Origin of the sequence: Mesorhizobium sp. M0001 (genome assembly GCF_040324255.1) — a bacterium.
Classification (GTDB): domain Bacteria; phylum Pseudomonadota; class Alphaproteobacteria; order Rhizobiales; family Rhizobiaceae; genus Mesorhizobium.
On sequence record NZ_JAMYVS010000014.1, the window covers coordinates 72,498 to 97,141 of the forward strand.

The following is a 24,644-nucleotide window of genomic DNA, read 5'->3' on the forward strand; positions in this document are numbered from 1 at the left end:
TTGGCGTTAGCGGGGGACAGTCGCGAGAGCTTTGTTGACGTTGCCTTCACCCGGTGCCTAATGTTTCCTTGTTAACGCGTTCTGAACGCGAAGCGATTCGGTGATGGGCAGGGCACAGGACGAAGGCCATGACCGGCGAAACCACACTCAAGGAAGTCATCCACAGGCTGGGCAAGGCCATCGAGGGGCTGGAAAACGCCGTCGCGGCCAAGCTCGAGCACGAGCGCGACTATTCCGAAGCCGAGGCTGAGGTGCAGCGCATGAACGCCGACCGTTCACGGCTGGCGCAGGAACTCGACAATTCCGAAGCCCGCGCCGAACGGCTGGAAGATGCCAACAAGGAAGTGTCGCGCCGCTTGGTGACCGCCATGGAAACCATCCGCGCGGTGCTGGACAGGTAGGAGCTGCAGGCCATGGCACAGGTCACGGTTTCCATCGACGGCAAGCAGTATCGCATGGCTTGCGACGAGGGTCAGGAAGAGCACCTGATCGACCTCGCCGAGCGGTTCGACCGTTATGTCTCGCATCTGAAGGATTCGTTCGGCGAGATCGGCGACCAGCGGCTGACGGTGATGGCCGGCATCATGGTGATGGACGAGCTTTCGGAGCTGCAGAAGCGGGTCAAGGGCATGGAGACCGAAGTGCAGACGCTGCGCAAGACGCGCGACGAAGCGCTGACCAAGGCCGACAAGAACGACACCGTGCTGACCAGCGCGCTCGGCGCGCTCGCTCAGCGCATGGAAGACCTGGCCACGTCGCTGGCGGTCAACAAGGCCTGAGCCTTCCCCGCACAAACGAAGATTGTCGACCCAACGTCGGTCCGTAGAACGAAAGTGCTCGTTCCGTCGCCAATAATAGTTTCCTATTGTCCTGCAGCCGCGATTTTTGCGCTAAGATGCGGGAATGCCGGAGCGTTGACGCCGTCCACGGCCGCTCCTGACGAAATCTGTTGCTGGGGAAATAATGCCATGAGCCTTCGTATCAACGACATCGCGCCTGACTTCACCGCCGAGACCACGCAAGGGCCGATCAAGTTTCATGACTGGATCGGCGACGGCTGGGCGATCCTGTTCAGCCATCCGAAGAATTTCACCCCGGTCTGCACCACCGAGCTGGGCACGATGGCGGGGCTCGAAGGCGAGTTCAAGAAGCGCAACGTCAAGGTCATCGGCATTTCCGTCGATCCCGTTGCGAGCCACGACAAGTGGCAGGCCGACATCAAGACGGCGACCGGCCAGACGGTGAACTACCCGCTGATCGGCGACAAGGACCTCAAGGTGGCCAAGCTTTATGACATGCTGCCGGCGGGCGCCGGCGAGACGTCGGAAGGCCGCACGCCGGCCGACAACGCCACGGTGCGCTCGGTCTATGTCATCGGGCCGGACAAGAAGATCAAGCTGGTGCTGACTTACCCAATGACGACGGGCCGCAACTTCGACGAGATCCTGCGCGCGGTCGATTCCATGCAGCTGACGGCCAAGCACCAGGTGGCGACGCCGGCCAACTGGAAGCAGGGCGAGGATGTGATCATCACCGCCGCGGTTTCGAACGAAGATGCGGTCAAGCGTTTTGGCGCTTTCGAGACGATCCTGCCCTATCTCAGGAAGACCAAGCAGCCGTCAGCCTAGGTTTTCTCCGTCGGAGCTATTTCGGGCTTCAGTCCTATTTGTGGCAAGGCGTGCTTGACCGGCGCGCTTTGCCAGATGACCATGCTCTTGTTCAGCCCCGACGGAGAAAACGGTTCCTGTCGGGCAAGGGGCAGGGGAGCCGGATATTGGACATCGCTTCGGCCAAACCTGAGGTCGCCGGCTTCTACGACAAGCCGACCGGCGCCATCCAGTATGTCGTCACCGACCCGGTGACGAGACGCTGCGCCGTCATCGACCCGATCCTCGACTTCGACGAAAAATCCGGCGCGACGGCGACGAAGAATGCCGACGCCTTGCTGGATTTTATCCGCGAAAACGGGCTGGAGCTCGAGTGGATCCTGGACACCCATCCGCATGCCGATCATTTCTCGGCGGCGCACTATCTCAAGGAAAGGACCGGCGCGCCGACGGCGATCGGCGACAGGATCGTCGAAGTCCAGGCGCTGTGGAAGGCGATCTACAACTGGCCGGATTTCCCCGCAGACGGCTCGCAGTGGGACCGGCTGTTTGGGGAAGGCGAGACGTTCCTGATCGGCAACCTGCCGGTCAAGGTGCTGTTCTCGCCCGGCCACACGCTCGCCTCGATCACCTATGTCATTGGCGACGCAGCCTTCGTCCACGACACGCTGTTCATGCCCGACAGCGGCTCGGCAAGGACGGACTTTCCCGGCGGCAGTGCCGCGCGGCTGTGGCATTCGATTGAGGGCGTTCTGGCGCTGCCGGACGAAACGCGGGTGTTTGTCGGCCACGACTATCAGGCCGGCGGCCGCGAGCCGCGCTGGGAGAGCACGGTCGCCGAGCAGAGGGCGAAGAATATCCACCTCGTTGCGGCGCGCAGCGAAGCCGAGTTCGTCGACTTGCGCGAAGCGCGCGACAAGACACTGCCGATGCCGCGGCTGATCCTGCATGCGCTGCAGGTCAACATGAATGGTGGACGGCTGCCGGAACCGGAGGCCAATGGGAGGCGGTATCTGAAGTTTCCGCTTGATGGGCTTTGAGAGGGCAGTTGGCGAAGCTGCCGATCTCCCCCCTTGCGGGAGAGATGCCCGGCAGGGCAGAGGGGGGTGCTGTCCCGCTGACCTGTCAGTCGGGTAGCTGTGCCGTCAATTCCGATAGGGTAGCCAAAACCGAAGTTGGCGATCCTTCACACCCCCCCTCTGTCCTGCCGGACATCTCCCCCCGCAAGGGGGGAGATTGGATGTCAAGAATGCTTTCGCCAATCGCCAGCGTAAGCGTAAGACATAAAAAAAGGCGGCGCCGGTTTCCCGACGCCGCCTTCTGTTCCTTAGCCGAACCCAGCTTTACGCCGCCGGCTGCGCCTCGATCGTGCGCAGCGCCTGCATCTGGCGCTTGGCGGCGGCCTTGACCGCGTCCTGCACCTTCTCGAAGGCGCGCACCTCGATCTGGCGCACGCGCTCCCGGCTGATGTCGAACTCGGACGACAGCTCTTCCAGCGTCAGCGGCTCCTCGGCGAGGCGGCGGGCCTCGAAGATGCGCCGCTCACGATCGTTGAGCACGGCCAGAGCGCCCGACAGCATGCCGCGGCGGTTTTCCAGCTCGTCCTGCTCGATCAGCATGTCTTCCTGGCTTTCGTGGTCATCGACCAGCCAGTCCTGCCATTCGCCGGATTCACCTTCGCTGGCGCGGATCGGCGCGTTCAGCGACGCGTCGCCCGACAGGCGGCGGTTCATCGACACGACTTCGGCTTCCGACACGTTCAGCCTGGTGGCGATCTCGGTGATCTGGTCGGGCTTGAGGTCGCCATCGTCCAGCGCCTGGATCTTGCCCTTCACCTTGCGCAGGTTGAAGAACAGGCGCTTCTGATTGGCGGTCGTGCCCATCTTGACCAGGCTCCACGAGCGCAGGATGTACTCCTGGATCGAGGCCTTGATCCACCACATGGCGTAGGTCGCGAGGCGGAAGCCACGCTCGGGTTCGAATTTCTTGACGGCCTGCATCAGGCCGACATTGCCTTCCGAGATCACTTCGCCGATCGGCAGGCCGTAGCCGCGATAGCCCATGGCGATCTTAGCGACGAGCCGAAGATGGCTGGTGACGAGCTTGTGCGCAGCGCTGGTGTCTTCATGCTCGGCGTAGCGCTTGGCGAGCATGTACTCTTCCTGCGGCTGAAGCATGGGAAAGCGGCGGATTTCTTCCAGGTAGCGGCTGAGGCCGCCTTCGCCGGAAACAATACTGGGTAGTGACTGGGCCATGATAGCGCCCCCTCTCTATTGGAGTGATGCCCCCGAAACGCGGCGGGCATGTGACGCGAGCACCAAAAGGCTCGCCCGCGGCAGCTGATTTATATAGGAACAAAACCAGAAAAGACAGGCATTTGTTCAACACGAAACAGTGTGTCACGCTGAAGTGAACAATGCCGCTCAGGTTTTAGCTGGCTTGTTTAGACGCAATTCCGGACGGAAAACCGTTTCACACTTTTCCTGGAATTGCTCGGGTTCAGAGTTTGCGAAAGCCGCCGACGAGTTCCTCCATGTCCCCCGGTATCGGCGCCTCGAACCTCATCGATAAATGGGTAGCCGGGTGCCGAAATGCAAGGAGCCAGGCATGCAAAGCTTGCCTGGAAAATGCCTTGACCTGACCCTTCAGCCGCTCGGGCAGCCGGTTGGCCTTGGTGCGGAAGGCCTGGCCGTAATCGGGGTCGCCGATGACGGGATGGCCGATATGGGCCATGTGGACGCGGATCTGGTGGGTGCGGCCGGTTTCCAGCCGGCATTCGACCAGGCTGGCGGTGGCGAACGCCTGCTGGCCCTCGCCGAAACGCTCCTTGACGGTGAAATGGGTCACGGCGTGGCGGGCATCGTCACGGCCTTCCGGCACGACGGCGCGGCGCACGCGGTCGGCGGCACGGCCAAGCGGCGCATCGACCGTTCCGGCCGGCCGCGACGGGATTCCCCAGACCAGCGCCAGATAGGCACGTTCGAGGTCGCCGGTGCGGCCGTGGTCGGCAAAGGCCTCCGACAGCGCCTTGTGGGCGCGGTCGGTCTTGGCCACCACCATGACGCCGCTCGTTTCCTTGTCCAGCCTATGGACGATGCCCGGCCGCCTGACGCCGCCAATGCCGGAAAGACTGTTGCCGCAGTGGTGGATCAGGGCGTTGACCAGCGTGCCGGTCCAGTTGCCGGCGCCGGGATGGACGACGAGGCCGGCCGGCTTGTTGATGACGATCAGCTCGTCGTCCTCATAAAGCACGTCGAGCACGATGGGCTCGCCTTGCGGTTCGGCCGGTTCCGGCTCGGGCATGACGACCGATACGCGCTCGCCGGCACTCATCTTGCGCTTGGTCTCGTCGACCGGCTTGCCGTCGATCGAAACGGCACCTTGCCGGATCAGCATCTGCACCCGGCTGCGCGACATGTCAGGCCCGAGGGCGCTCGCCAGCCACTGGTCGAGGCGCTGGCCGGCCGCTTCCGCGCCGGCTTCGAGCACGGTCGGCGCCGCCTCTATGAATTGTCCAGCCTCTATCAATTCAGGGGTCTCTTCGCTATGAGCGCTCATCGAAAAAAGTTCCGGAAAGTTCTGCCATGGCCCGGCCCGTTGCCGATGAAGAAGAAAAGCCGCTCGATCCCGAGATCGAAAAGGTGCGCGGCAGGCTCATCCGTTTCATGGCCATCAATCTCGGCCTGCTTTTGCTGGCCCTTATGGTGGTGATCGCGGCCATTGTCTACAAATCGCGCAAAGCGCCGCCCGCGAACCCGCCGCTCGCCAACGACATTCCAATTCCGCCCGGCGAGCCGCTCGCGGCCGACATAGTGCTCCCGGTCGGAGCCAAGGTGATCAGCCAGGCTCTGTCGGGCAATCGAATTTCAATCGACGCCGAGCTCAGCGACGGCAGCCGCACCATCTTCGTCTACGACATCGCCGAGCGCCGTATCATCGGCCGCTTCGCCATCCGCAACAAATGAGCGGGCCGAAACAATGACCGGGTTTGCCGACCATCGCCGCATAGCAACCGTTACGCTCGTCGTCGCCGATTATGACGAGGCGATCGCCTGGTATGTCGGCAAGCTTGGCTTTGCGCTCTGCGACACCATCGATCTCGGTGACGGCAAGCACTGGGTGACGGTGACGCCGTCGGCCGGGCAAGGCCCCCGGCTGCTTTTGGCGGAAGCGTTGGACGATGTGCAGAAAAGCCGCGTCGGCGACCAGACCGGCGGCCGCGTGGTTTTGTTTCTCGAAACCGACGATTTTGCCAGGGACCATGCGACGATGCTGGAAAACGGCGTCGATTTCCATGAAACGCCACGCCATGAGCCGTACGGCACCGTGGCGGTTTTCGCCGATCTCTACGGCAATCTGTGGGACCTGATCGAGCCGAAACGCTAAGTCCGCAAACCGAGATTGCACAGAAGCGGTCCGGCCGTTCGAAGCCCAGTTGCTTTTTCCAAACCGTCAGCCTATATCGCCGGTTCTTGAACGCGCCCATCGTCTAGCGGTCAGGACACCGCCCTCTCACGGCGGGAACAGGGGTTCGATTCCCCTTGGGCGTACCAAGCAACCGCTTTCCTTCCGCATCATCGACAATTTCGGGCAGCAGCCGCGCGGATCGCGTGTGACCGCGAGGGTCGGCGGCATCAGCGAAAACCCGGCAAATCCGCGTCACAGATACACCCAATTTAAGTCAGACCGCGACGCTTGAAAGCGTAGCGATCTCTGTTACTTGCGGTGCGGGGATAGCATCTGCGGCAACGCGGATTTGGTTGGGCATAGCAGGTATGAGTTCGGCAAAAATGATATGCCCGTGCTGTCACGGCAGCGGGCAGGTTTTCGATTGCTTGAAATGGCGCGAGTCGAAAGGGCATTGCTGCCCGCAAGGCACGCATCGGGCCGGCTGTCCCGGGCAGACCATGGCATGCGCCGAATGCGCGGGCCTGGGCACGCTGGCGGAAGCCGAGCTCAGAGCGGTCGCGTAGCCTCAGGTCATGCAACCTTAAGCCTCTTTCACCATCCAGCGCCGGCAGTCTCCGCGAGCTTCTGGCGCGGCGCTGCCAATTGCACTAGCATCATGTACGAAGCCTTGCCAAAGGGCTCGTTGCGGCGCGCAAGACGCCGGGGAACATAGGCGAGGGTCGGCGAGGAGGAGACCGATGCAGAAACTGCAGTCGCAGGGCGTCCATCACATCACCCTCGTCGGCGCCGGCCGCCAGACCTCGATCGATTTCTGGGAGGGCGTGCTCGGCATGCCGTTCATTTTCGAGCAACCCAATCTCGACAAGCCAAGCGAAAGCCATCTCTATTTCGATCCCGGCGACGGCAGGTTGATCACCGTCTTCACCGACGAGAGCCGCACGCCGGTCAAGCGGCGCACGCCCACCGAACCGGGCTGCGTCCATCATATTGCGTTCTCGGTGTCGCGCGTGACCTTCCTGCAGGCGGTCGCCCGGCTCGACGAGCGCGCCATCAAGCACAGCGGCGTCAAGGATCGCGGCTTCATGGATTCGATCTATTTCGAGGATCCGCTCGGCCTCTTGATCGAGCTGGCGTCCTATCGCTTTGAGCCGCCGGCCGGCTTCACCCACGCCGATGTGCTGATGCAGGCGCACAAGCTGCGCGTTGCGCGCGGCGACTACAACATCGCCGAAGTGCACCTTGCCGACGCGATCCAGACGCTGGTCGAACGGTCGCGCGCGACCTTGTCGGACGACCGGACGCCGAAGAATCCATACTGACGGCCAGCAAAAGGGGAGGACCATAATGGCAAAGACAGTTAAGAGCGCTGGCAAACCAGCGGCCAAGCCAGCAGCAAAAGCGGCAGCGAAGCCGGCCGCAAAGGCGGCCGTAAAGGCCGCGCCGAAGGCAGCCGCGAAGCCGGCCGCGAAAGCCGCGACAAAGCCGGCTACTAAGATGTCGGGGCCGAAGGCCAAGGGGGCGAAAAAACCGGCGCTGAAGCTTTCGATGCTGAAGCCGAGCGTCAACAACATGACCGTCCGGGTGTTTGCCCGTGCGGCCGGGTTCGACGCCGCCGAGACCGACGCCTGGGGCCACACGCGGTCGCCGGAATATATGGCGCGCAATCCGGCGCATCTGACGCCGATGATCGAGGACAAGGGGCTGCCGCGCGGCGTGCTGTGGGAGAGCTGTGCCATCATGCAGTATCTCGCCAACAAGCACGGGCTGGAGAAATTCTATCCCAAGGCGCCGGCCAAGCGGGCGATGGTCGACAGCGCCATGTTCTACCTGATCGGCACGCTCTACCCGTATGTGGCGCGCGCCACCTATCCGGCGCTGGGTTTCCCGCACTATGCCGGTGAGGTCGGCCATAGCGACGCCCATCCGGAGAAGAAGTCCGAGGCGCAGAAGGCCGCCATGGCGGCGATTGCCGAGCCGCTGGAGGTGTTTCACTCCTTCTTCAGGGACGGCAAGCCGTTCATCGGCGGCAAGCACCCGTCGATCGCCGACATACGCCTGGCATCGACGCTGGAGTTCCTGGCCGTCATCGACTATGCGCTGCCAAAATGGGCCAAGGAGTATGTCGCGGCGATGGAGAAGAAACTCGGCAAGGCCTATGCCGAGCCGGCCGGCGACGTGCGCGGCTACATCGCCTATGTGAAGTCGCAGGCCAGCGCGTAAAGCTAAGGATTCATTAACCAGAACGCTGTCTATTGAAGGCACCGCGCGACCACGGATGTACTGGCGCAAGGGTGAAGGGAAAGGTCGGCGCAATGCCGGCCTTTTGCTTTTCGCCGATGCGCCATCAGGCGCGTCTCATGGTGTAAAGTCCGACATCAGGCATATTGCCATCGTCTGCTTCGACCCTACCATCATGGTCGGCGGACGACACACGAGGAGCTTTGCGATGAAGGGCGTAGCGAGAGTGTTTGCGATTGCCGGTGTTGTGTTGGCCGGAGGCTACCCGTCCGATGCCGCGCCGCTCGACACGATGGCGGAGGTCGGCGATGCCATCCAGGCGTGCTGGACGCCGCCGGCGGGTGTTGGAAATGCCAGCGTCACCTTGAGCTTCAGCTTCAAGCGCGACGGCACGCTGATCGGTCCGCCGCGGCCGACAGCGATCAAGGTCGATGGCGATGCGGATACCAGGAAATCATTCGTCGACGCCGCAACCACTGCTCTGCAAAAGTGCCTGCCGTTGAGCTTCTCGCCGACGCTGGCGCAAGGCGTCGCGGGCAATGTCTTCAACTTGCAATTCGCCTCGCCCAAGCAATAAGCGAGCGGGCGAGCGTTTCACCGTTTCACAGAAACGGCGACCCCCTCTCTCGTTGTCTTGACGCAATTCCCAGGGGAAAGCGCTACGCGCTTTTCCCGGAAAAACGACTCACACTTTTCCTGAAATTGCTCTGATCAGTTGTGCGGGCGTCTGATATCGACATGCCGCTGCAGTTCCGGCGCCTCGAAGACGTAGTCGGCCCAGGCGGATTCCGGAATCTGTCCGGCGAGATAGCATTCCAGCAACAGGCTCTGTTCGGGATCGAGCGCTCTCGGCGCCCGCTCATGGTCCAGCCCCAGAGAGTGGAACAGGTTCCTGGTCAGGCCAGAGACAGTGAAGTGAATAGACATCTTCGTCTCCTTTGCCCGACACAACGCGAGACACCGGAGAAAGGTTTCATCCGCAAGGGCCGACAACGCGGGATCGATGGTTGCGGGCGGCCTGGCTCGCCCGAGCTTGGCTTCGTCTCATCTTGAAACAAAAGTGTAATAGCGAATTTACAGGAACCGGCATAATACACTCGGGTGCAACGCCAGATCGCCGGCGCCGCGATTTCGCGCCGGGATACGTCCGGACTGCAGGCCAGGCTCGTCGCGCTCGGCTGCACGCCCGCCGCCGGGCAACAAAGACAGCGTCCGGCTGGCGCCATGATCGGCAGCAATTCGATGCTGTTTTGCGTTCGTCTCACCGACGGCTATTTCTTCCCGGCGCCGAAATCGCAGTTCGTGCAAGGCGGCGATGTCAAGGAGATGGTCGACCAGTGCCGCTACATCTGCGACGATGCCGGCGTCGACCTGTACACGCTCAGGGACCCAAGCCTTGAAACCGAAAAGATGGTCGCGCTCGATACGCGCACATCCTACAAGGACCTGCCGACGGCCTTCAAATATCGCAATGATGCGAACTTCAGGGCCTGCGACCTCAAGCGCTATCACCAGCGCGTTGCCGATCTGAGAGCGCGCACGGTGACGCCAGCCAATATGGCCAACGCGATCATTCCTTTGCCGTCAGCGAAGCCGGATCTTGGCACCGTGGCGCAAATTCCCCAGCCTGGCGCAGACGCTGCAGAGGCCAGGGGCGCCGCCCAGCGACAGTCGGTCGAGCCATTGGCCGGGTCGCGGCCGGTCAGGGTGGTCGGGCCGGCTTTCTTCCCGGCGGAGTAACCTGCGCCTAGAGCGTTTCACCGTTTCACGGAAACGGCGAACCGCTCTATGTCTTTGTTTTACGCAATTCCGGACGGAAAACCGTTTCACACTTTTCCTGGAATTGCTCTAGTACCAGCTATTCGCAAACCATCCTGTAGCGTTTGCCGGGTTCGCTGACATTCTTGCAGGTGAGCGGATTGGCCGGTTCGGAAGCCATGCTGGGAGGGCTGGACCTGACGTGCCGCCTTGGCGCAGCTATTTGTGTCGTGTGCCTGCGTGCCGCGGGCCGGTAGGGCTCCTGCGGCGGCGGCGTCGGAAACACACCGGCTGCCGCCTGCATCCGGCTGGCCTCAGTCTGCGACGGATCGCGATCCCAGACCCGCCTGATATCGAGCGGCTTCGGGATCACCACCGTGCCGTCATAGCTGCGTGCGCAGCCGCTGCCCGCAAGCAGCGCCATGCACAGGAAACAAGGCACGATCCAACCGGTCATCAGCAACACCCCCGCCGACTTATAGCCCGGCCGGGGTTCCGCCGACAACCGGCGGAATACCGCAGGGCAATGTGGCTCTGGCCGCAGTCTGGATTGGTTATGGTTAGCGGATCATTAATGCTTCTCGGGCACATTCCGCCGGCGAACCGCTGAGGGGGTTCGGCCTTGGCTTTCGGGGTGGGAACGGGATGGCTGACGGGACTGTTGGAACACGCGGCGGACGCGGTTCCCGAAAAGGGGTGGTGAACGGCGAGGATACGTCCGTCGGGGGTTCGCCCGAAGCGCTGCGCGAACTGGTCGAGGCCGGCACCGACTGGGTCTGGGAGACCGACGCCGAGCTGCGCTTTTCCTGGCTTTCGGAGAACTACCAGGCCGCCACCGGCATCGATCCCGCCAGCATACTTGGCCGTTTCCGCTTCGATTTCCTCAAGCAGATGGTGCACGGCAATCGACACGCCGCCGCGCATCTGGAGGATCTGCAGGCGCATCGGCCGTTTCGCGACTTTGTTTATGAGTTGAAGGGCGGCGGTCCCGGCTGTCGCTGGGTTTCGATCACCGGTTCCCCGCGGTTCGACGGCGAAGGCGAATTCATCGGCTATCGCGGCATCGGCCGCAACGTCACGGCACTGGCCGGTGCGCTGGACGAACTGCGGGAGGAGGAGAGCGATCCGCCGGCCGGCGAGGCCACGCAGCACCTCGCCGATCTCGAGCGGACGATGGATGCCATGCATATGGGCGTCGTGCTGCTTGACGAAAAGCTCGGCACACTCATCGTCAACAAGGCCTATCGCGAGCTCTCCAGGATTCCCGATGGCGCCGTCACTGTCGGCGCGCCGTTCAGTCTGTTGATGGAACTCAACCGCCGCAACGGCATCTACGGCGATCTCGATGAACAGCAGTGGCGGCACTACCTCGCCACCCGCATCGAGGAGATCAGCGCCGGCTCGGTTGCGCCACGCGAATTTCTCCATGCCAATGGCAGGACGATGATGTTCTCGGTGACGGCATTGTCCGGCGGCAAGCGGCTGTTGACCTACTACGACGTCTCCGAGCTCAAGCGTCGCGACGCCGAGATCGAGAGTGCCAACGCCAAAATTACGGAGACCTTCGCCAATCTTCGCACGATGGTCGACCAGATGCCGATCGGCGTGCTCGTCCTCGATGCGGAGATGCGCGCGGAGGTGATCAACCGCGCCTTCTATGATTTCTGGGAAATCGATCCCCGACGCGCCGGCATCGGCTGCGGCTTCCGCGAACTGATGCAGGCCAGCCGCGATATGGACCCTTACGGTGCTGACGATGCCGAATGGCAGGGCCACATCGCCGAGCGCGAAGCAGAAATCTCGGCCGGCCTGGTTGGCTCCAGGCAACTGCCACGCAATGACGGCCGTACGCTGATTGCCTCGCTGGCGCCGCTCGCCGGCGGCAAAAGGCTGATCTCCTATGTCGACGTCACCAACATGAAGGATCGCGAGGCTGAACTCGCCCAAGCGCTGGAGAAATCGCGGCTGGCCGAGGCGGTGATCAACGGCGTCAAGGACCCGATCTTCGTCAAGGACGACAATCTGCGTTTCGTCTTCGTCAATGAGGCGTTTTCGGCACTGTTCGGACAGAGCCCGCAAGCGATGCTGGGCAGGCCCGGCGGCGACTTCCTCAAGCAAAAGGACGCCGCGCAATTCGAAGACAGCGAACGCGCCGTGCTGGCGACCGGCACGCCCTACGAGGTCGAGGAGACTTTCGACGCCGAGGGCGCCAGCCGCTCGCGCATCCTGCGCAAGAACCGCGTCGGCATGCCCAGCGGCCGCAACTATGTCGCCGGTTTCCTGTTCGACATCTCCGACATGAAGCGCCGCGAGACCGAAGCCGAGGACGCCCGCAAGAACCTCACCACGGTGCTGGAGTCGCTGCCGGCGGCCGTCATCATCTATGACCGCGACGACAAGTTCGTCTTTGCAAACCGCAAGCTGCAGGACACGCTGCCGGAGCTGAAACCGGCATGGCAGCCCGGCCGCAGCTTCCGCGAGGCCCTGGAACTCGGACATTCGGTCGGCTATTTCCGATCGAGCGGCGATCGAGAAATCGATAGGCTCTATGAAGGCGACCCCGATGTCTGGCTCAATGCCATCCTCGCCCGCTATCGCCTGCCCAACTCGTCCTATGAGCGCCTCAATGCGGACGGCCGCTGGTATCAGGTCTACGATATGCGCACCGAGGACGGCACCTTCATCGGCGTGCGCGTCGACATCTCGGAGATCAAGAGCCGCGAAAAGGCGCTGCAGGAAAGCATGCGCCAGATCGACCTGTTCCGCCACGTCATGGACGAACTGCCGGTCGCCGCCTTCATCAAGGCGCAGGATCTGAGCATGGAATTCGTCAACAAGGCCTGGTGCGCGCTGACCGGCATCCCCAAGGAGGAAGTCATCGGCCGGACCGATCTCCAGCTTTTCGGCATCGACGACGCCGAAACCTACACCCATGACGACACCGAGGTCGTCGTCACCGGCCGCGGCCGCGAGATCGAGGAGCCCGTTACCCATCGCGACGGCACGGTGCGGCAATTGATGACGCGCAAGAGCCGGCTGGTGGCGCTCGATGGGTCGGTGCACCTTGTCGGCTCCAGCACCGACATCACCGACGTCAAGGCGCGCGAGCAGGCGCTGGAAGAGAGCATGCGCGAGAACGAGGTGTTCCGCAATCTCATCGACAACGTGCCGGTGTCGATCTACGCCAAGCGCTCCGACCTCAGGCAGTTCTACGTCAACAAGGGCTGGTGCGACCTCACCGGCCTCCGCAGGGAAGACGCGATCGGCAAGACGGACATCGAGATTTTCGGCGAAGACGGCGAAGCCTTCGTCAACAGCGATCTCGCCGTGCTGCGCACAGGCGATACACAGGAGATCGAGGAAACGGTGACGCTTGCCGACGGCAGCGTGCGCCACCAGTTCGCCCGCAAGGGCGCGATGATCGCGTCCGACGGTTCGCTCTATCTGATTGGGTCGACCACCGACATCACCGAACTGAAGCTGCGCGAGGCCGAACTGCGCGAGGCGCGCCAGCGCGCCGTGCTGGCCGACCGCGCCAAGTCGGAATTCCTGGCCAATATGAGCCACGAGATCCGCACGCCGATGAACGGCGTACTCGGCATGGCCGAGTTGCTGGCCAAATCCGACCTCGATCCCAAGCAGAAGACGTTCACCGATATCATCGTCAAGTCGGGTAACGCGCTCTTGACCATCATCAACGACATACTGGACTTCTCCAAGATCGATGCCGGACAGCTGGTGCTCGACCCTGCGCCCTTCAACCTGCCCGAAGCGATCGAGGATGTGGCGACGCTGATATCGACGCGCGCCAAGGAGAAGGACCTCGAGCTCATCGTGCGCGTCGAGCCGGGCCTGGAAAGCCTGTTCGTCGGCGATGTCGGTCGCGTCAGGCAGATCGTCACCAATCTGGTCGGCAACGCGGTGAAGTTTACCGACGAAGGCCACGTGCTGGTCGACGTGACCGGACAAAGGGGGCCGACGGGGACAAAGCTTACCGTTTCGGTCACCGACACCGGCATCGGCATTCCGCAGCAGAAATTAAAGCTCGTCTTCGAAAAATTCAGTCAGGCCGACACCTCGTCGACCAGACGCCACGAAGGCACAGGGCTCGGGCTCGCCATCACCTCGCGGCTGGTCGAGTTGATGGGCGGCGAGATCGGTGTCGAGAGCGCCGAAGGCAAGGGCTCGACCTTCTGGTTCACCGTGACATTGCCCAGGGCCGAGGAACAGACCGGACGGCGGATCATGCCGGTCGACGTGACCGGCTCACGGGTGCTGATCGTCGACGACAATGCCGTCAACCGATCGATCCTGAGCGAGCAGATGGCGTCATGGACCTTCGATTCCTGCGCCGCCGAAAGCGGACCCGAAGGGCTCAAGGTGCTGGTCGCCGCGGCTGCCTACGGCGTGCCGGTCGACTGCGTCGTGCTCGATTATCAGATGCCGGGGATGAGCGGCGCCGAAATGGCGCGCGTCGTGCGCAACACCGCAGGGCTGGCCGACACGCCGATCATCATGCTGACCTCGGTCGACCAGTCGCTCGCCAACACCAGCTATCGCGATCTCGGCATCGACGCCCAGCTGATCAAGCCGGCGCGTTCCTCGGTGCTTCTGGAAACGCTGGTCGCCACCATCCAGCGGCACCATCACAATATCACGGACGGCCGTGTGCTGCCGGCGGCAAGCAGCGGTTCCGGCGGCGGCAGGAACGAACCGTCGCCGGCAAAGCCGCCGCTCGCTGCATCGGAACGCGCCTTGCTGCAACCGCCGCCGGTTCGTGCCCGCGCCCGGGCCGCCGGGGATGAACGCCGGCTCGACATTCTCGTTGCCGAGGACAATGAGGTGAACCAGATGGTGTTCACCCAGATAATCGGCGAAACCGGCTACAGTTTCGAAATCGTCGGCAACGGCCGCAAGGCGCTCGACGCCTTCGGCCGGCTTAATCCGCGCATGATCCTGATGGACGTCTCGATGCCGGAGATGAACGGGCTCGAGGCCACCGCCGCAATTCGCCGGCTGGAAGAACATACGGGTATGCATATCCCGATCGTCGGCGTCACCGCGCATGCCTTGAAGGGCGACCGTGAGCGCTGCCTGGAAGCCGGCATGGACGACTATCTGCCCAAGCCGATCAGCCCCAGGGCGCTGCTCGAAAAGGTCGAGCGCTGGGTCGGCATATCAGGCGAAGCCCAACGAGACGCTGGATAGCAACCTGCGGCGCCGCCGGGATTCGGCCGCGCCGCAACAGCCAAGGATATGGTGCGATCGCACCATATCAAAGCTGGCGCCCAGTCAGGACAATGGTCGCAACGAAACCGCTCATTCAGTTACGGGCGGGAGCAAGCGACCGCCGACAAGAAACAGCGTCGAATCTACCCCAACGGACCTGTTTTTGGCGATGGCTCGGCCAAGATTCGCTCTGGTCACGGGCAACGCGCTCCCGTCCGGTTTTTCTTTCTCGGCATCGCGGCCTGCGGTGTGCCGGGACTTGATGCCAGCACGAATTGCGCAAGCGTCTGATTCCAGCGGCAACTTCCATTCCCACAAACCGGCTTAAAGGGTGCGGCCCACAAGACGTCTGTGCGACGTTACCGGGCTGACACGAAACTGTCATGCGACTGTAATAATCGAAGGCTATTGGCCTCAGCGGGCGCCGGTTTGAAGAGGGCGCCAAGAGACCATCTTCCGAACAGGAGCAGGCCACATGAAGAAATTCCTCGTTACGGCATCGGCCGTGGCGGTAGCGTTCGCCGCATCGTCCGGTGTCGCCGCTGCGCGTGACCAGATCCAGGTCGCCGGTTCGTCGACCGTGCTGCCTTACGCCAAGATCGTCGCCGAGCAGTTCGGCGAAACCTTCACCAACTTCAAGACCCCGGTGGTCGAGTCCGGCGGCAGCGGCGCCGGCATCAAGGAGTTCTGCAAGGGCGTCGGCGAAGACACGATCGATATCGCCAACTCCTCGCGCCCGATCAAGAAGGACGAGCTGAAGTCCTGCGCCGACGCCGGCGTCAAGGACGTCCAGGAAGTCCGCATCGGCTATGACGGCATCGTCTTTGCCACCGACATCAAGGGTCCGGACTGGGCGCTGGTTCCCGCCGACATCTACAAGGCGCTCGCCGCCAAGCTGGTGGTCGACGGCAAGCTGGTCGACAACCCGAACACCAAGTGGAACCAGGTCAATCCGAAGCTGCCCGACTGGGATATCGCCGCCTATATCCCGGGTGAGAAGCACGGCACCCGTGAAGTGTTCGAGACCAAGCTGCTCGACGCCGGCTGCGACAAGGCCGCTTTGAAGGCTGCCGGCATCGCCGACGACAAGGAAATCGGCAAGACCTGCATCGCCATCCGCAAGGACGGCAAGGCTGTCGACATCGATGGCGACTACACCGAGACGCTGGCCCGCATCGACTCCAACAAGACCGGCGTTGGCGTGTTCGGCCTCGCCTTCTACGAGAACAATGCCGACAAGCTGAAGGTCGCTACCGTGGAAGGCATCGTGCCTTCGACGCAGACCATCGCCGATGGCACGTACCCCGTGTCGCGGCCGTTGTTCTTCTACGTCAAGAAGGCGCATCTGGGCGTCGTTCCCGGCCTCAAGGAATATGTCGAGTTCTTCCTTGATGACCAGATGATCGGCCCGGAAAGCCCGCTCGCCCAGTACGGCCTGGTTTCCGCTCCCGACGCCGAACGTCAGGGCCAGCGCGACGCCTTCGCCGCCGGAAAGACGATGTAATCAACCGACCGGATCAGGGCGCGGACCAAATCTCCGCGCCCTGATTTCGCCGCTTGCCGCAACGGTGGCGGCGATCTGAATTTTCCCTGGGGTGGGTGATGTCGTCCTTGCTCGTACTCGCCATAGTCATCGCCATAGGCGTGGTCGCTTTTGTGATCGGCCGCCAGCGCGCAGCGGCGCAGGATACCGGCAAGGTCAAGCCGCATTCGCGCGCGCATTATCATGGCTGGTGGGCCTTTCTGCTCGCGGTCCTGCCTGCCGTCCTGCTGCTCGCCGTCTGGGATATCGGCTCTTCCTTCTATCTCGACCGGCACATCCATGCCGCTTTGCCCGAGCGCACCGCCGACACAAAGGTGGCCAGCGAAGCGCTCGACGCCAGCCTGGTGAAGAGCCTGGCCAAGGGCCTGCGCCGGCTCGATGGCGATACCGCACTTCCCGCTACTTTCGCCGAATTGCAGCCGCTGCTCGCCGCCAAGGGCGTGGCACTGGCCAGCGACACACAGGACTATATGATCCCGATCGCGGTCGAGGCGAACCAGGTCCAGGACCGGCTCGGCCTGTTCGGCGCCGTGCTGACCTTCGCGCTGTCGGTCGCCGGCGCCTTCTATGCGCTGAGGCAGATCGCGCCGCGCGCCAGGGCGCGCAACAATGTCGAGAAGCTGATGCTGTGGGGGCTGCTTGCGGCCTCGACCATCGCCATCCTGACCACGGTCGGCATCGTGCTGTCGATGCTGTTCCAGACGATCACCTTCTTCGAGAGCGTATCGCCGATGAGCTTCTTCTTCGGCACGGTGTGGGATCCGCGTTTCGCCGCCGCCGGTTCCGGCGGCAGCCAGGGTCAGTTCGGCCTGATCCCGCTACTCGCCGGCACGCTCTACATCGCCGCCGTCGCGCTTCTGGTCGCAGTGCCGGTCGGGCTGATGTCGGCGGTCTACATGTCCGAATATGCCTCGCGCGGTGTGCGCTCGGTGGTCAAGCCGGCGTTGGAACTGCTGGCCGGCATTCCGACCATCGTCTACGGCATCTTCGCCGTTGTCACGCTCGGACCGTTCTTGCGCGACCTGTCGGCGGCACTCACCGGCGGCTCGCCCTTCATCCAGGGCCAGAGCATCTTCACCGCCGGTCTGGTGATGGGCGTCATGCTGATCCCGGTCGTGTCCTCTTTGTCCGACGACATCATCACCGCGGTGCCGCGCGCAATGCGTGACGGCTCGCTCGGCCTCGGCGCCACCCGCTCCGAGACGATCAAGCGGGTGATCCTGCCGGCGGCACTGCCCGGCATCGTCGGCGCCATCCTGTTGACGGCGTCGCGCGCCATCGGCGAGACGATGATCGTCGTGCTGGCGGCGGGCGTCGCCGCCAATCTGACGGCCAATCCGTTCGAGGCGATGACGACCATCACCGTCAAGATCGTCAACCAGCTGACCGGCGACCTCGAGTTCAACTCGCCGCAGACGCTGGTCGCCTTCGCGCTCGGCCTGACGCTGTTCGCGCTGACGCTGGTGATGAACATCGTCGCCCTCTACATCGTGCGCAAGTACCGGGAGCAGTACGAATGACCGACATCCCCCTGGACACGATGGCGGGCGCCGTCGCGCGACCGCGCCGCGACATCGGGCTGAAGGCGCGCTATGCCGCCGAACGCCGGTTCCGCATCTATGGCGTGATTGCGATCTCGGTGGGCCTGGCGTTCCTGGCCATCATGCTGATCACCATCGTCTCGAAAGGCTACACCGCCTTCTGGCAGACGACGGTGACGCTGCCGGTCACCTTCGACGAGAAGGTGATCGATCCCTCCGGCAAGCGCGCGACCGACCCTACCGTGCTGATCAAGGCGAACTATCCCAAGCTCGCCGAAAACGCGCTGGTGGCCAAGCTCGGCATCGATCCGGCCAACAAGCCGATGATGCTGAAGCTCAAGGGCTTCCTGTCGGAAGGCGCCCGCGTCCAGCTGCGCGACATCGTCTCCGCCGATCCGTCGGTGATCGGCAGGACGCGTGACGTCGACATCCTGGCTGCCGCGAACCTCGACTCGGCCTTCAAGGGCCAGATCGACCTCGGCGTCGATGAAGCGCGCCGCAAGGTGTCCAACCAGCAGATCGACTGGATGAACAAGCTTAAAGCCGACGGCGTGATGGCCGAGCATTTCAACACCGGCCTGTTCACCTATGGCGCCTCCAGCCGGCCCGAAACGTCGGGCATGGGCGTGGCGATCATCGGCTCGTTCTACATGATGGTGATCGTGCTGTTGCTGGCGCTGCCGATCGGCGTCGCCGCCTCGATCTATCTCGAGGAATTCGCCAAGAAGAACCGCTTCACCGACCTGATCGAAGTCAACATCAACAATCTCGCGGCGGTGCCGTCGATCGTCTTCGGTCTGCTTGGCCTTGCCGTGTTCATCAACTTCCTCGGCATGCCGCGCTCGGCTTCCTTCGTCGGCGGCCTGGTGCTGACCTTGATGACATTGCCGACCATAATCATCGCCACGCGCGCCGCCCTCGCCGCGGTGCCGCCGTCTATCCGCTCGGCGGCCCTAGGTCTCGGCGCCTCCAAGATGCAGATGGTGTTCCATCACATCCTGCCGCTTGCCGCCCCAGGCATCCTTACCGGCACCATCATCGGCCTGGCGCGTGCGCTCGGCGAGACAGCACCGCTGCTCTTGATCGGCATGGTCGCTTTCGTCGCCGATTATCCGACGACGCCTTTCGATCCGGCGACCGCGCTGCCGGTTCAGATCTATATGTGGGCAAACGAGGCTGAGCGCGCTTTTGTCGAGCGCATGTCCGGCGCCATCATCATCCTGCTCGTCTTCCTCATGGCCATGAACATCACCGCGATCGTGCTCCGGCGCCGCTTCGAGCGGCGCTGGTAGAAAAAAGGCAATTTGGTATGAACATCATGACCGAACAGTCCCTTGAGAATGCAGTGGGCGACAAAATGAACGCCAAGTCGAACGAAGTCATCAAGATGCGCGGCGACAAGGTCGGCGTCTTCTACGGCGAGAAGCAGGCGTTGTTCGACGTCAATCTCGACGTCCGCCAGAACCAGGTGACGGCGCTGATCGGCCCGTCCGGCTGCGGCAAGTCGACCTTCCTGCGCTGCCTCAACCGCATGAACGACACCATCGATTCGGCGCGGGTGACCGGCAAGATCACGCTCGATGAAGACGACATCTACGACAAGAACATCGATGTCGTCGAACTGCGCGCCCGCGTCGGCATGGTGTTCCAGAAACCCAACCCGTTCCCGAAGTCGATCTACGAGAACGTCGCCTACGGCCCGCGCATCCATGGGCTGGCCAAGCGCAAGTCCGACATGGACCAGATCGTCGAGCAGAGCCTGAAGAAGGCTGCGATCTGGAACGAGGTCAAGGACCGCCTGCAGGAGCCCGGCACCGGCCTGTCCGGCGGCCAGCAGCAGCGCCTGTGCATCGCGCGCGCCATCGCCGTGTCGCCGGAGGTGATCCTGATGGACGAGCCCTGCTCGGCGCTCGATCCGATCGCCACCGCCCGTGTCGAGGAGCTGATCGACGAACTGCGCCAGAACTACACGATCGTCATCGTCACCCACTCGATGCAGCAGGCGGCGCGCGTCTCGCAGCGCACGGCGATGTTCCATCTCGGCTATCTCGTCGAGGAGGGCGTCACCGACAAGATGTTCACCAACCCCGACGACAAGCGCACCCAGGACTACATTACCGGCCGCTTCGGCTGAGCCGTCCGGCGGGTGAATTTTTAGGCACGAGGACCAAGATCATGGGTGAACATACCGTCGCCTCCTTCGATGAAGAGCTCGGGCAGATCAGCAAGCTGATCCGCGACATGGGCGATCTGGCCGGCTCGATGGTCAGCGGCTCGACCAGGGCGCTGCTCAATTCGGACAATGCGCTGGCACAGCGTGTCGTTTCCGACGACGCCATCATGGATGCGCGCCAGCGCGAACTGGACGACCGCGCCATCACGCTGATCGCCAAGCGCCAGCCGATGGCCAACGATCTGCGCGCCGTGGTCGGCTCGATCCGCATGGCGGGCGACCTCGAGCGCATCGGCGACCTCGCCAAGAACATCGCCAAACGCGTCGGCACCGTGGGCTTGAGCGTCACGCCGCGCGACCTCTCGCACTCCATCGATGCCATGGCGCAACTGGTGCTGATCCAGGTGCAAGGCGTCGTCGAGGAATATGCCGCCACCGATGCGGCAGCGCTTGCAAAACTCAGGAATGACGACGAGCGCATCGACGTCAAATACACGTCCGTGTTTCGTGAGCTCTTGACCTACATGATGGAAGACCCTCGCAACATCACCGCCTGCACGCATCTCTTGTTCTGCGCCAAGAATCTTGAGCGCATCGGCGATCATGTCACCAACATCGCCGAAAATGCGTATTATGTGCTGACCGGCCAGCAATTGCCCGCCAATCGTCCGAAGCAGGACGAGACGGCGATGGCCACGCCGGCCTGATGAGGGTGAACTGCCTATGATCGCGCCACGCATCATGGTCGTGGAGGACGAGGAGCCGCTGGGCGTGCTCCTCCGCTACAACCTCGAATCCGAAGGCTATCAGGTCGAGGTGGTGACACGCGGCGACGAGGCCGAGATCCGCCTGCAGGAAAACGTGCCCGATCTCCTGGTGCTCGACTGGATGGTGCCCGCTGTTTCCGGCATCGAGCTCTGCCGGCGGCTTAGAGTGCGGCCCGAAACCGAGCGGCTGCCGATCATCATGCTGACCGCGCGCGGTGAGGAAAGCGATCGCGTGCGCGGCCTGTCCACCGGTGCCGACGACTATCTGGTCAAGCCATTCTCGACGCCGGAGTTCATGGCGCGCGTGAAGGCGCTGCTGCGCCGGGCCAAGCCGGAAGTGCTGTCCAGCGTGCTCAAGGTCGGCGACATCGTGCTCGACCGCGAGTCGCACCGTGTCTACCGCAAGAAGAGCGAGATCAGGCTCGGACCGACCGAGTTCCGGCTGCTCGAATTCATGATGCGCCATCCCGGCCGCGTGTTCTCGCGCAGCCAGCTGCTCGACAATGTCTGGGGCGAGACGATCTATATCGACGAGCGAACCGTCGACGTCCATGTCGGGCGCTTACGCAAAGCGGTCAACAACGGCCGCATGCCGGATGTCATCCGTACCATTCGCGGCGCCGGCTACGCGATCAGGGAAGACTAGGATGCTGCGCGTCGCGCCGTTGCCGGCCATTCAGGCGACATGCTTGCCGGATTTGGCCTGAATGCCCGGCGCGAAAATCTCCTGATCGACGAAGCCGAGCGCGCGCATGGCACAGCCTTCGCGGATCAGCGGCAGCTCGTTGGGCTCGGTGTCGAAGGAGATCGATTTCGAGTGCTGGCCGCCGGCGGTCTGGGCGATCGCTTCGCGCAATGCCGGTTCGATCAGGTCGAAGGCGGCGGCGCTGACGCCGACCATGGCGACGGGTGCCGGATCGATCAGTGCAAACAGGCTGCCGAGGCCGAAGCCGAGCGCCTCACCGGCCTTGCGATAGGCTTCGCGCTCCGGGCCATCGGTTTCGCGGGCGCGCGCGGCGAGTGCGCGCATATCAGCGTCGCCGATATCGACCGGCTCGGCATCTTCGCTCATCATTTTGGCGCTGCGCCAGATGGCGTAGTTTCCGGCATAGGCCTCGACGCAGCCGCGCCGCCCGCAGCGGCAGAGCGCGCCGCCCGGACGGTGGATCATGTGGCCGAACTCGCCGCCCGAGGAATGGGTGCCGGTGAACAGTTCGCCTTTCAGCACCAGCCCCATGCCGATGCCGTGCGACAAGAGGATCGCGATGAAATTGTCGCGGTAGCGCTCGGGCTGGCGCCATTGCAGGGCCACCGCCATCATATTGCAGTCGTTCTCCATGGTGGCAGGAATGCCGAATTCCGCTTCCAACATGTCGGCGAAGGCAATGTCGGTCAGTGGCGTGATTGGCGACCACAGCATGGCCCGCGCCTGCGAATCGGTGATGCCCTGGATGCCCATGGCAATGCGGGCGATGCTCTGGACATCGAGGTCCGGGTCCGCGAGACGCCGCCCGACGATTGCTACGCATTCGCCGATCAGCTCGTCGCGCGGCATGGTCAGCGTGTCGAGCCGGCGCTGTTCTTCCGCGACCACCTGGCCGGCATAGTCGATGACGGTGACGGAGAGGAAGTTCAGCGACAGCACCACGGTCATGACCGCCGCCGCTTCCGGGTTGAGGCCAAGGCCGACCTGCGGCCGGCCGCGTTTCAGCGAGCCGGTCTCGCCAGGCTTGCCTTCAATCAGGATGCCTTCTTGAATTAGATCAGACGAGATTGCCGATATCGTCGAATGGCTGAGGCCGGTGGTCGCCGCAATCTCGGTCCGCGACGGCTGGCCGGCCCGGCGCACGGCCGAAATCACCATCGCACGGTTGCGACGGCGCAGATCGTCGTGGCGGATCCCAACCGACATTTGTTTTCCTCCCGGCCTCCTCGCGCCTCATGATAGTGAAGGCGTTCGACGGCACCAGCCAAATATTGGCAGACGCCGGCAGCCCTGTCATTGTTTATTGCGGAGCTCGAAAAAATTCGGCAACGCCATCAGAATCCATCATAATCGATGTTGACAGTGCCTTATCATTGAACCAGTATTTTTTCGAGGCTCGAAAAAATGGAGCCTCTTTGTGCAGGCCTTCGGGCCGGTTTTGTCGCGCCGTGGGCGGCGCAGGGAGGGTTATAATGAACAGATTTGCAGCCGCCATGCTGGCGGGTGTCGCCATGTCGCTGGCGCTGATGTCGGTCGCGCAGGCGAAGGACAAGGTCATCGGCGTGTCGTGGTCGAACTTCCAGGAAGAGCGCTGGAAGACCGACGAGGCGGCGATGAAAACGGCGATCGAAGCCGCCGGCGACAAGTACATTTCGGCCGACGCGCAGTCCAATCCCGGCAAGCAGCTGACCGACGTCGAAAGCCTGATCTCGCAGGGCGCCAACTCGCTGATCATCCTGGCGCAGGACGCCTCGGCCATCGGCCCGGCGGTGCAGAAGGCGCTGGACGAAGGCATTCCGGTCGTCGGCTATGATCGCCTGATCGAGAACAAGGACGTCTTCTACCTGACCTTCGACAACAAGGAAGTCGGCCGCATGCAGGCCCGCGAAGTGTTCAAGGCGAAGCCCGAAGGCAACTATGTCTTCATCAAGGGCTCGGGCTCGGATCCGAATGCCGATTTCCTGTTCTCGGGCTCGATGGAAGTGCTCAAGGAAGCCATCGACTCGGGCAAGATCAAGAATGTCGGCGAGACCTATACCGATGGCTGGCTGCCGGCCAACGCCCAGAAGAACATGGAACAGTTCCTGACCGCCAATGACAACAAGGTCGATGCCGTGGTTGCGGCCAATGACGGCACCGCCGGCGGCGTTGTCGCCGCGCTGACGGCGCAGGGCCTTGCCGGAACGGTTCCGGTCTCGGGCCAGGACGGCGACCATGCCGCCCTGAACCGCATCGCGCTCGGCACGCAGACGGTGTCGGTGTGGAAAGACGCGCGCGAACTCGGCAAGAACGCCGCCGAGATCGCCTCGCAGCTTGCCGATGGCAAGAAGACGGGCGACATTGCCGGCGCCAAGGACTTCACCACGCCTGGCGGCAACACCGTCAAGTCGCTGTTCCTGACCCCCGTCGCGATCACCAAGGACAACCTCAACGTCGTCATCGACGCCGGCTGGATCAAGAAGGACGAAGTCTGCACAGGCGTCGCCGCCGGCAGCGTCGCGGCTTGCAACTGATCTCGACGACTTGAAGAAATGAGGCGCCCCCGGGGGGGAAGCGCCGGCGTTTTTTAAAAAAGAATTTTTTTTTTAGCCCAACCGGGGAGCAAAAAATGGGGGTGTTGGGGCGCACGCCCCCCACGCACACCCCCGCGCGGCCAAAAAAACCCACCCCCC

General features: G+C 63.1%; 22 protein-coding genes, 1 tRNA gene and 1 pseudogene. 19 read left to right on the forward strand and 5 right to left on the reverse strand.

Annotated elements, in window-relative coordinates; genetic code table 11:
* Nucleotides 1-128: 128 nt before the first annotated feature.
* The 4 genes from NKK50_RS27225 to NKK50_RS27240 all read left to right on the forward strand — a co-directional run bounded on the left by NKK50_RS27225 (nucleotide 129) and on the right by NKK50_RS27240 (nucleotide 2,647).
* Nucleotides 129-401: a DUF4164 domain-containing protein gene (locus tag NKK50_RS27225; RefSeq protein WP_023670128.1), complete on the forward strand. Its 273-nt coding sequence runs from the start codon at nucleotides 129-131 to the stop codon at nucleotides 399-401.
* A gap of 12 nt (nucleotides 402-413) precedes the next feature.
* Nucleotides 414-779 (forward strand): cell division protein ZapA, encoded by a 366-nt coding sequence (locus tag NKK50_RS27230; RefSeq protein ID WP_023670127.1) that lies wholly within the window; start codon nucleotides 414-416, stop codon nucleotides 777-779.
* A gap of 189 nt (nucleotides 780-968) precedes the next feature.
* Nucleotides 969-1,628 carry a peroxiredoxin gene (locus NKK50_RS27235; RefSeq protein WP_023670126.1) on the forward strand — a complete coding sequence of 220 codons (660 nt, stop codon included), beginning with the start codon at nucleotides 969-971 and terminating at the stop codon, nucleotides 1,626-1,628.
* A gap of 146 nt (nucleotides 1,629-1,774) precedes the next feature.
* Complete coding sequence (locus NKK50_RS27240; RefSeq protein WP_352445271.1) at nucleotides 1,775-2,647, forward strand: MBL fold metallo-hydrolase; 873 nt, start codon at nucleotides 1,775-1,777, stop codon at nucleotides 2,645-2,647.
* Between the two features lie 303 nt (nucleotides 2,648-2,950).
* On the opposite strand, the gene rpoH is transcribed toward NKK50_RS27240, so the two are convergent.
* Nucleotides 2,951-3,862: an RNA polymerase sigma factor RpoH gene (gene rpoH, locus NKK50_RS27245; protein WP_023670124.1), complete on the reverse strand. Its 912-nt coding sequence runs from the start codon at nucleotides 3,860-3,862 to the stop codon at nucleotides 2,951-2,953.
* Nucleotides 3,863-4,106: 244 nt separating this feature from the next.
* Nucleotides 4,107-5,165, reverse strand: coding sequence for an RluA family pseudouridine synthase (locus NKK50_RS27250; protein ID WP_023748341.1), 1,059 nt, complete (start codon nucleotides 5,163-5,165; stop codon nucleotides 4,107-4,109).
* A gap of 26 nt (nucleotides 5,166-5,191) precedes the next feature.
* On the opposite strand from NKK50_RS27250, the gene NKK50_RS27255 reads away from it, so the two are divergent.
* From NKK50_RS27255 to tolA, 6 genes are all read left to right on the forward strand, one after another.
* Entirely contained in the window at nucleotides 5,192-5,572 is a 381-nt protein-coding gene (locus NKK50_RS27255) for a hypothetical protein (protein ID WP_023748342.1), read from the forward strand.
* Nucleotides 5,573-5,585: 13 nt separating this feature from the next.
* Nucleotides 5,586-5,993, forward strand: coding sequence for a VOC family protein (locus NKK50_RS27260; RefSeq protein ID WP_352544170.1), 408 nt, complete (start codon nucleotides 5,586-5,588; stop codon nucleotides 5,991-5,993).
* Nucleotides 5,994-6,085: 92 nt separating this feature from the next.
* Nucleotides 6,086-6,160 (forward strand) — tRNA-Glu (locus tag NKK50_RS27265).
* Nucleotides 6,161-6,754: 594 nt separating this feature from the next.
* Complete coding sequence (locus tag NKK50_RS27270) at nucleotides 6,755-7,336, forward strand: VOC family protein (protein WP_023711666.1); 582 nt, start codon at nucleotides 6,755-6,757, stop codon at nucleotides 7,334-7,336.
* A gap of 25 nt (nucleotides 7,337-7,361) precedes the next feature.
* Nucleotides 7,362-8,237 (forward strand): glutathione S-transferase family protein, encoded by an 876-nt coding sequence (locus tag NKK50_RS27275; RefSeq protein WP_023742938.1) that lies wholly within the window; start codon nucleotides 7,362-7,364, stop codon nucleotides 8,235-8,237.
* A gap of 226 nt (nucleotides 8,238-8,463) precedes the next feature.
* Nucleotides 8,464-8,832, forward strand: coding sequence for a cell envelope integrity protein TolA (tolA, locus tag NKK50_RS27280; protein WP_352544171.1), 369 nt, complete (start codon nucleotides 8,464-8,466; stop codon nucleotides 8,830-8,832).
* A gap of 134 nt (nucleotides 8,833-8,966) precedes the next feature.
* Here the strand turns inward: tolA and NKK50_RS27285 are convergent, their stop codons facing one another.
* Complete coding sequence (locus NKK50_RS27285; RefSeq protein ID WP_023670117.1) at nucleotides 8,967-9,182, reverse strand: hypothetical protein; 216 nt, start codon at nucleotides 9,180-9,182, stop codon at nucleotides 8,967-8,969.
* Between the two features lie 171 nt (nucleotides 9,183-9,353).
* Here NKK50_RS27285 and NKK50_RS27290 point away from each other — a divergent pair.
* Nucleotides 9,354-9,995: pseudogene (locus NKK50_RS27290) on the forward strand (DUF2865 domain-containing protein); the annotation flags it as partial.
* Between the two features lie 118 nt (nucleotides 9,996-10,113).
* Here NKK50_RS27290 and NKK50_RS27295 read toward each other — a convergent pair.
* A complete protein-coding gene (locus NKK50_RS27295; protein ID WP_023670115.1) occupies nucleotides 10,114-10,470 on the reverse strand; it encodes a hypothetical protein in 357 nt (118 codons plus the stop codon).
* Between the two features lie 188 nt (nucleotides 10,471-10,658).
* Here NKK50_RS27295 and NKK50_RS27300 point away from each other — a divergent pair, with 188 nt between their 5' ends.
* The 7 genes from NKK50_RS27300 (at nucleotide 10,659) to phoB (ending at nucleotide 21,912) form a co-directional block, all read left to right on the forward strand.
* Nucleotides 10,659-15,221, forward strand: a complete 4,563-nt coding sequence (locus NKK50_RS27300) for a PAS domain-containing hybrid sensor histidine kinase/response regulator (protein WP_502896544.1) — start codon at nucleotides 10,659-10,661, stop codon at nucleotides 15,219-15,221.
* Nucleotides 15,222-15,717: 496 nt separating this feature from the next.
* Nucleotides 15,718-16,746, forward strand: a complete 1,029-nt coding sequence (locus NKK50_RS27305) for a substrate-binding domain-containing protein (protein WP_023670113.1) — start codon at nucleotides 15,718-15,720, stop codon at nucleotides 16,744-16,746.
* Nucleotides 16,747-16,844: 98 nt separating this feature from the next.
* On the forward strand, nucleotides 16,845-18,305 hold the full coding sequence (gene pstC / locus NKK50_RS27310) for a phosphate ABC transporter permease subunit PstC (RefSeq protein WP_023706293.1): 1,461 nt from the start codon (nucleotides 16,845-16,847) through the stop codon (nucleotides 18,303-18,305).
* Nucleotides 18,302-19,618, forward strand: a complete 1,317-nt coding sequence (gene pstA, locus NKK50_RS27315) for a phosphate ABC transporter permease PstA (RefSeq protein WP_023683971.1) — start codon at nucleotides 18,302-18,304, stop codon at nucleotides 19,616-19,618. Before pstC ends, pstA begins: the two co-directional genes overlap by 4 nt.
* Nucleotides 19,619-19,635: 17 nt before the next feature.
* On the forward strand, nucleotides 19,636-20,460 hold the full coding sequence (gene pstB / locus NKK50_RS27320; RefSeq protein WP_023754147.1) for a phosphate ABC transporter ATP-binding protein PstB: 825 nt from the start codon (nucleotides 19,636-19,638) through the stop codon (nucleotides 20,458-20,460).
* Nucleotides 20,461-20,501: 41 nt separating this feature from the next.
* Nucleotides 20,502-21,206 carry a phosphate signaling complex protein PhoU gene (gene phoU / locus NKK50_RS27325; RefSeq protein ID WP_023670109.1) on the forward strand — a complete coding sequence of 235 codons (705 nt, stop codon included), beginning with the start codon at nucleotides 20,502-20,504 and terminating at the stop codon, nucleotides 21,204-21,206.
* Nucleotides 21,207-21,222: 16 nt separating this feature from the next.
* Nucleotides 21,223-21,912 (forward strand): phosphate regulon transcriptional regulator PhoB, encoded by a 690-nt coding sequence (phoB, locus tag NKK50_RS27330; RefSeq protein ID WP_023822590.1) that lies wholly within the window; start codon nucleotides 21,223-21,225, stop codon nucleotides 21,910-21,912.
* A gap of 30 nt (nucleotides 21,913-21,942) precedes the next feature.
* On the opposite strand, the gene NKK50_RS27335 is transcribed toward phoB, so the two are convergent.
* The gene (locus tag NKK50_RS27335) at nucleotides 21,943-23,178 is read right to left on the reverse strand and encodes an ROK family protein (RefSeq protein ID WP_023683969.1); all 1,236 of its coding nucleotides are present in this window, start codon (nucleotides 23,176-23,178) and stop codon (nucleotides 21,943-21,945) included.
* 266 nt (nucleotides 23,179-23,444) lie between these two features.
* Here NKK50_RS27335 and xylF point away from each other — a divergent pair, with 266 nt between their 5' ends.
* The gene (xylF, locus tag NKK50_RS27340; protein WP_352544174.1) at nucleotides 23,445-24,485 is read left to right on the forward strand and encodes a D-xylose ABC transporter substrate-binding protein; all 1,041 of its coding nucleotides are present in this window, start codon (nucleotides 23,445-23,447) and stop codon (nucleotides 24,483-24,485) included.
* Nucleotides 24,486-24,644: the final 159 nt, after the last annotated feature.

Coding starts and splice junctions, on each gene's coding strand:
- NKK50_RS27225 (WP_023670128.1), top strand. CDS start 129: ATGACCGGCGAAACCACACTCAAGGAAGTCATCCACAGGCTGGGCAAG.
- NKK50_RS27230 (WP_023670127.1), top strand. CDS start 414: ATGGCACAGGTCACGGTTTCCATCGACGGCAAGCAGTATCGCATGGCT.
- NKK50_RS27235 (WP_023670126.1), top strand. CDS start 969: ATGAGCCTTCGTATCAACGACATCGCGCCTGACTTCACCGCCGAGACC.
- rpoH (WP_023670124.1), bottom strand. CDS start 3,862: ATGGCCCAGTCACTACCCAGTATTGTTTCCGGCGAAGGCGGCCTCAGC.
- NKK50_RS27250 (WP_023748341.1), bottom strand. CDS start 5,165: ATGAGCGCTCATAGCGAAGAGACCCCTGAATTGATAGAGGCTGGACAA.
- NKK50_RS27255 (WP_023748342.1), top strand. CDS start 5,192: ATGGCCCGGCCCGTTGCCGATGAAGAAGAAAAGCCGCTCGATCCCGAG.
- NKK50_RS27260 (WP_352544170.1), top strand. CDS start 5,586: ATGACCGGGTTTGCCGACCATCGCCGCATAGCAACCGTTACGCTCGTC.
- NKK50_RS27270 (WP_023711666.1), top strand. CDS start 6,755: ATGCAGAAACTGCAGTCGCAGGGCGTCCATCACATCACCCTCGTCGGC.
- NKK50_RS27275 (WP_023742938.1), top strand. CDS start 7,362: ATGGCAAAGACAGTTAAGAGCGCTGGCAAACCAGCGGCCAAGCCAGCA.
- tolA (WP_352544171.1), top strand. CDS start 8,464: ATGAAGGGCGTAGCGAGAGTGTTTGCGATTGCCGGTGTTGTGTTGGCC.
- NKK50_RS27285 (WP_023670117.1), bottom strand. CDS start 9,182: ATGTCTATTCACTTCACTGTCTCTGGCCTGACCAGGAACCTGTTCCAC.
- NKK50_RS27295 (WP_023670115.1), bottom strand. CDS start 10,470: ATGACCGGTTGGATCGTGCCTTGTTTCCTGTGCATGGCGCTGCTTGCG.
- NKK50_RS27300 (WP_502896544.1), top strand. CDS start 10,659: ATGGCTGACGGGACTGTTGGAACACGCGGCGGACGCGGTTCCCGAAAA.
- NKK50_RS27305 (WP_023670113.1), top strand. CDS start 15,718: ATGAAGAAATTCCTCGTTACGGCATCGGCCGTGGCGGTAGCGTTCGCC.
- pstC (WP_023706293.1), top strand. CDS start 16,845: ATGTCGTCCTTGCTCGTACTCGCCATAGTCATCGCCATAGGCGTGGTC.
- pstA (WP_023683971.1), top strand. CDS start 18,302: ATGACCGACATCCCCCTGGACACGATGGCGGGCGCCGTCGCGCGACCG.
- pstB (WP_023754147.1), top strand. CDS start 19,636: ATGAACATCATGACCGAACAGTCCCTTGAGAATGCAGTGGGCGACAAA.
- phoU (WP_023670109.1), top strand. CDS start 20,502: ATGGGTGAACATACCGTCGCCTCCTTCGATGAAGAGCTCGGGCAGATC.
- phoB (WP_023822590.1), top strand. CDS start 21,223: ATGATCGCGCCACGCATCATGGTCGTGGAGGACGAGGAGCCGCTGGGC.
- NKK50_RS27335 (WP_023683969.1), bottom strand. CDS start 23,178: ATGTCGGTTGGGATCCGCCACGACGATCTGCGCCGTCGCAACCGTGCG.
- xylF (WP_352544174.1), top strand. CDS start 23,445: ATGAACAGATTTGCAGCCGCCATGCTGGCGGGTGTCGCCATGTCGCTG.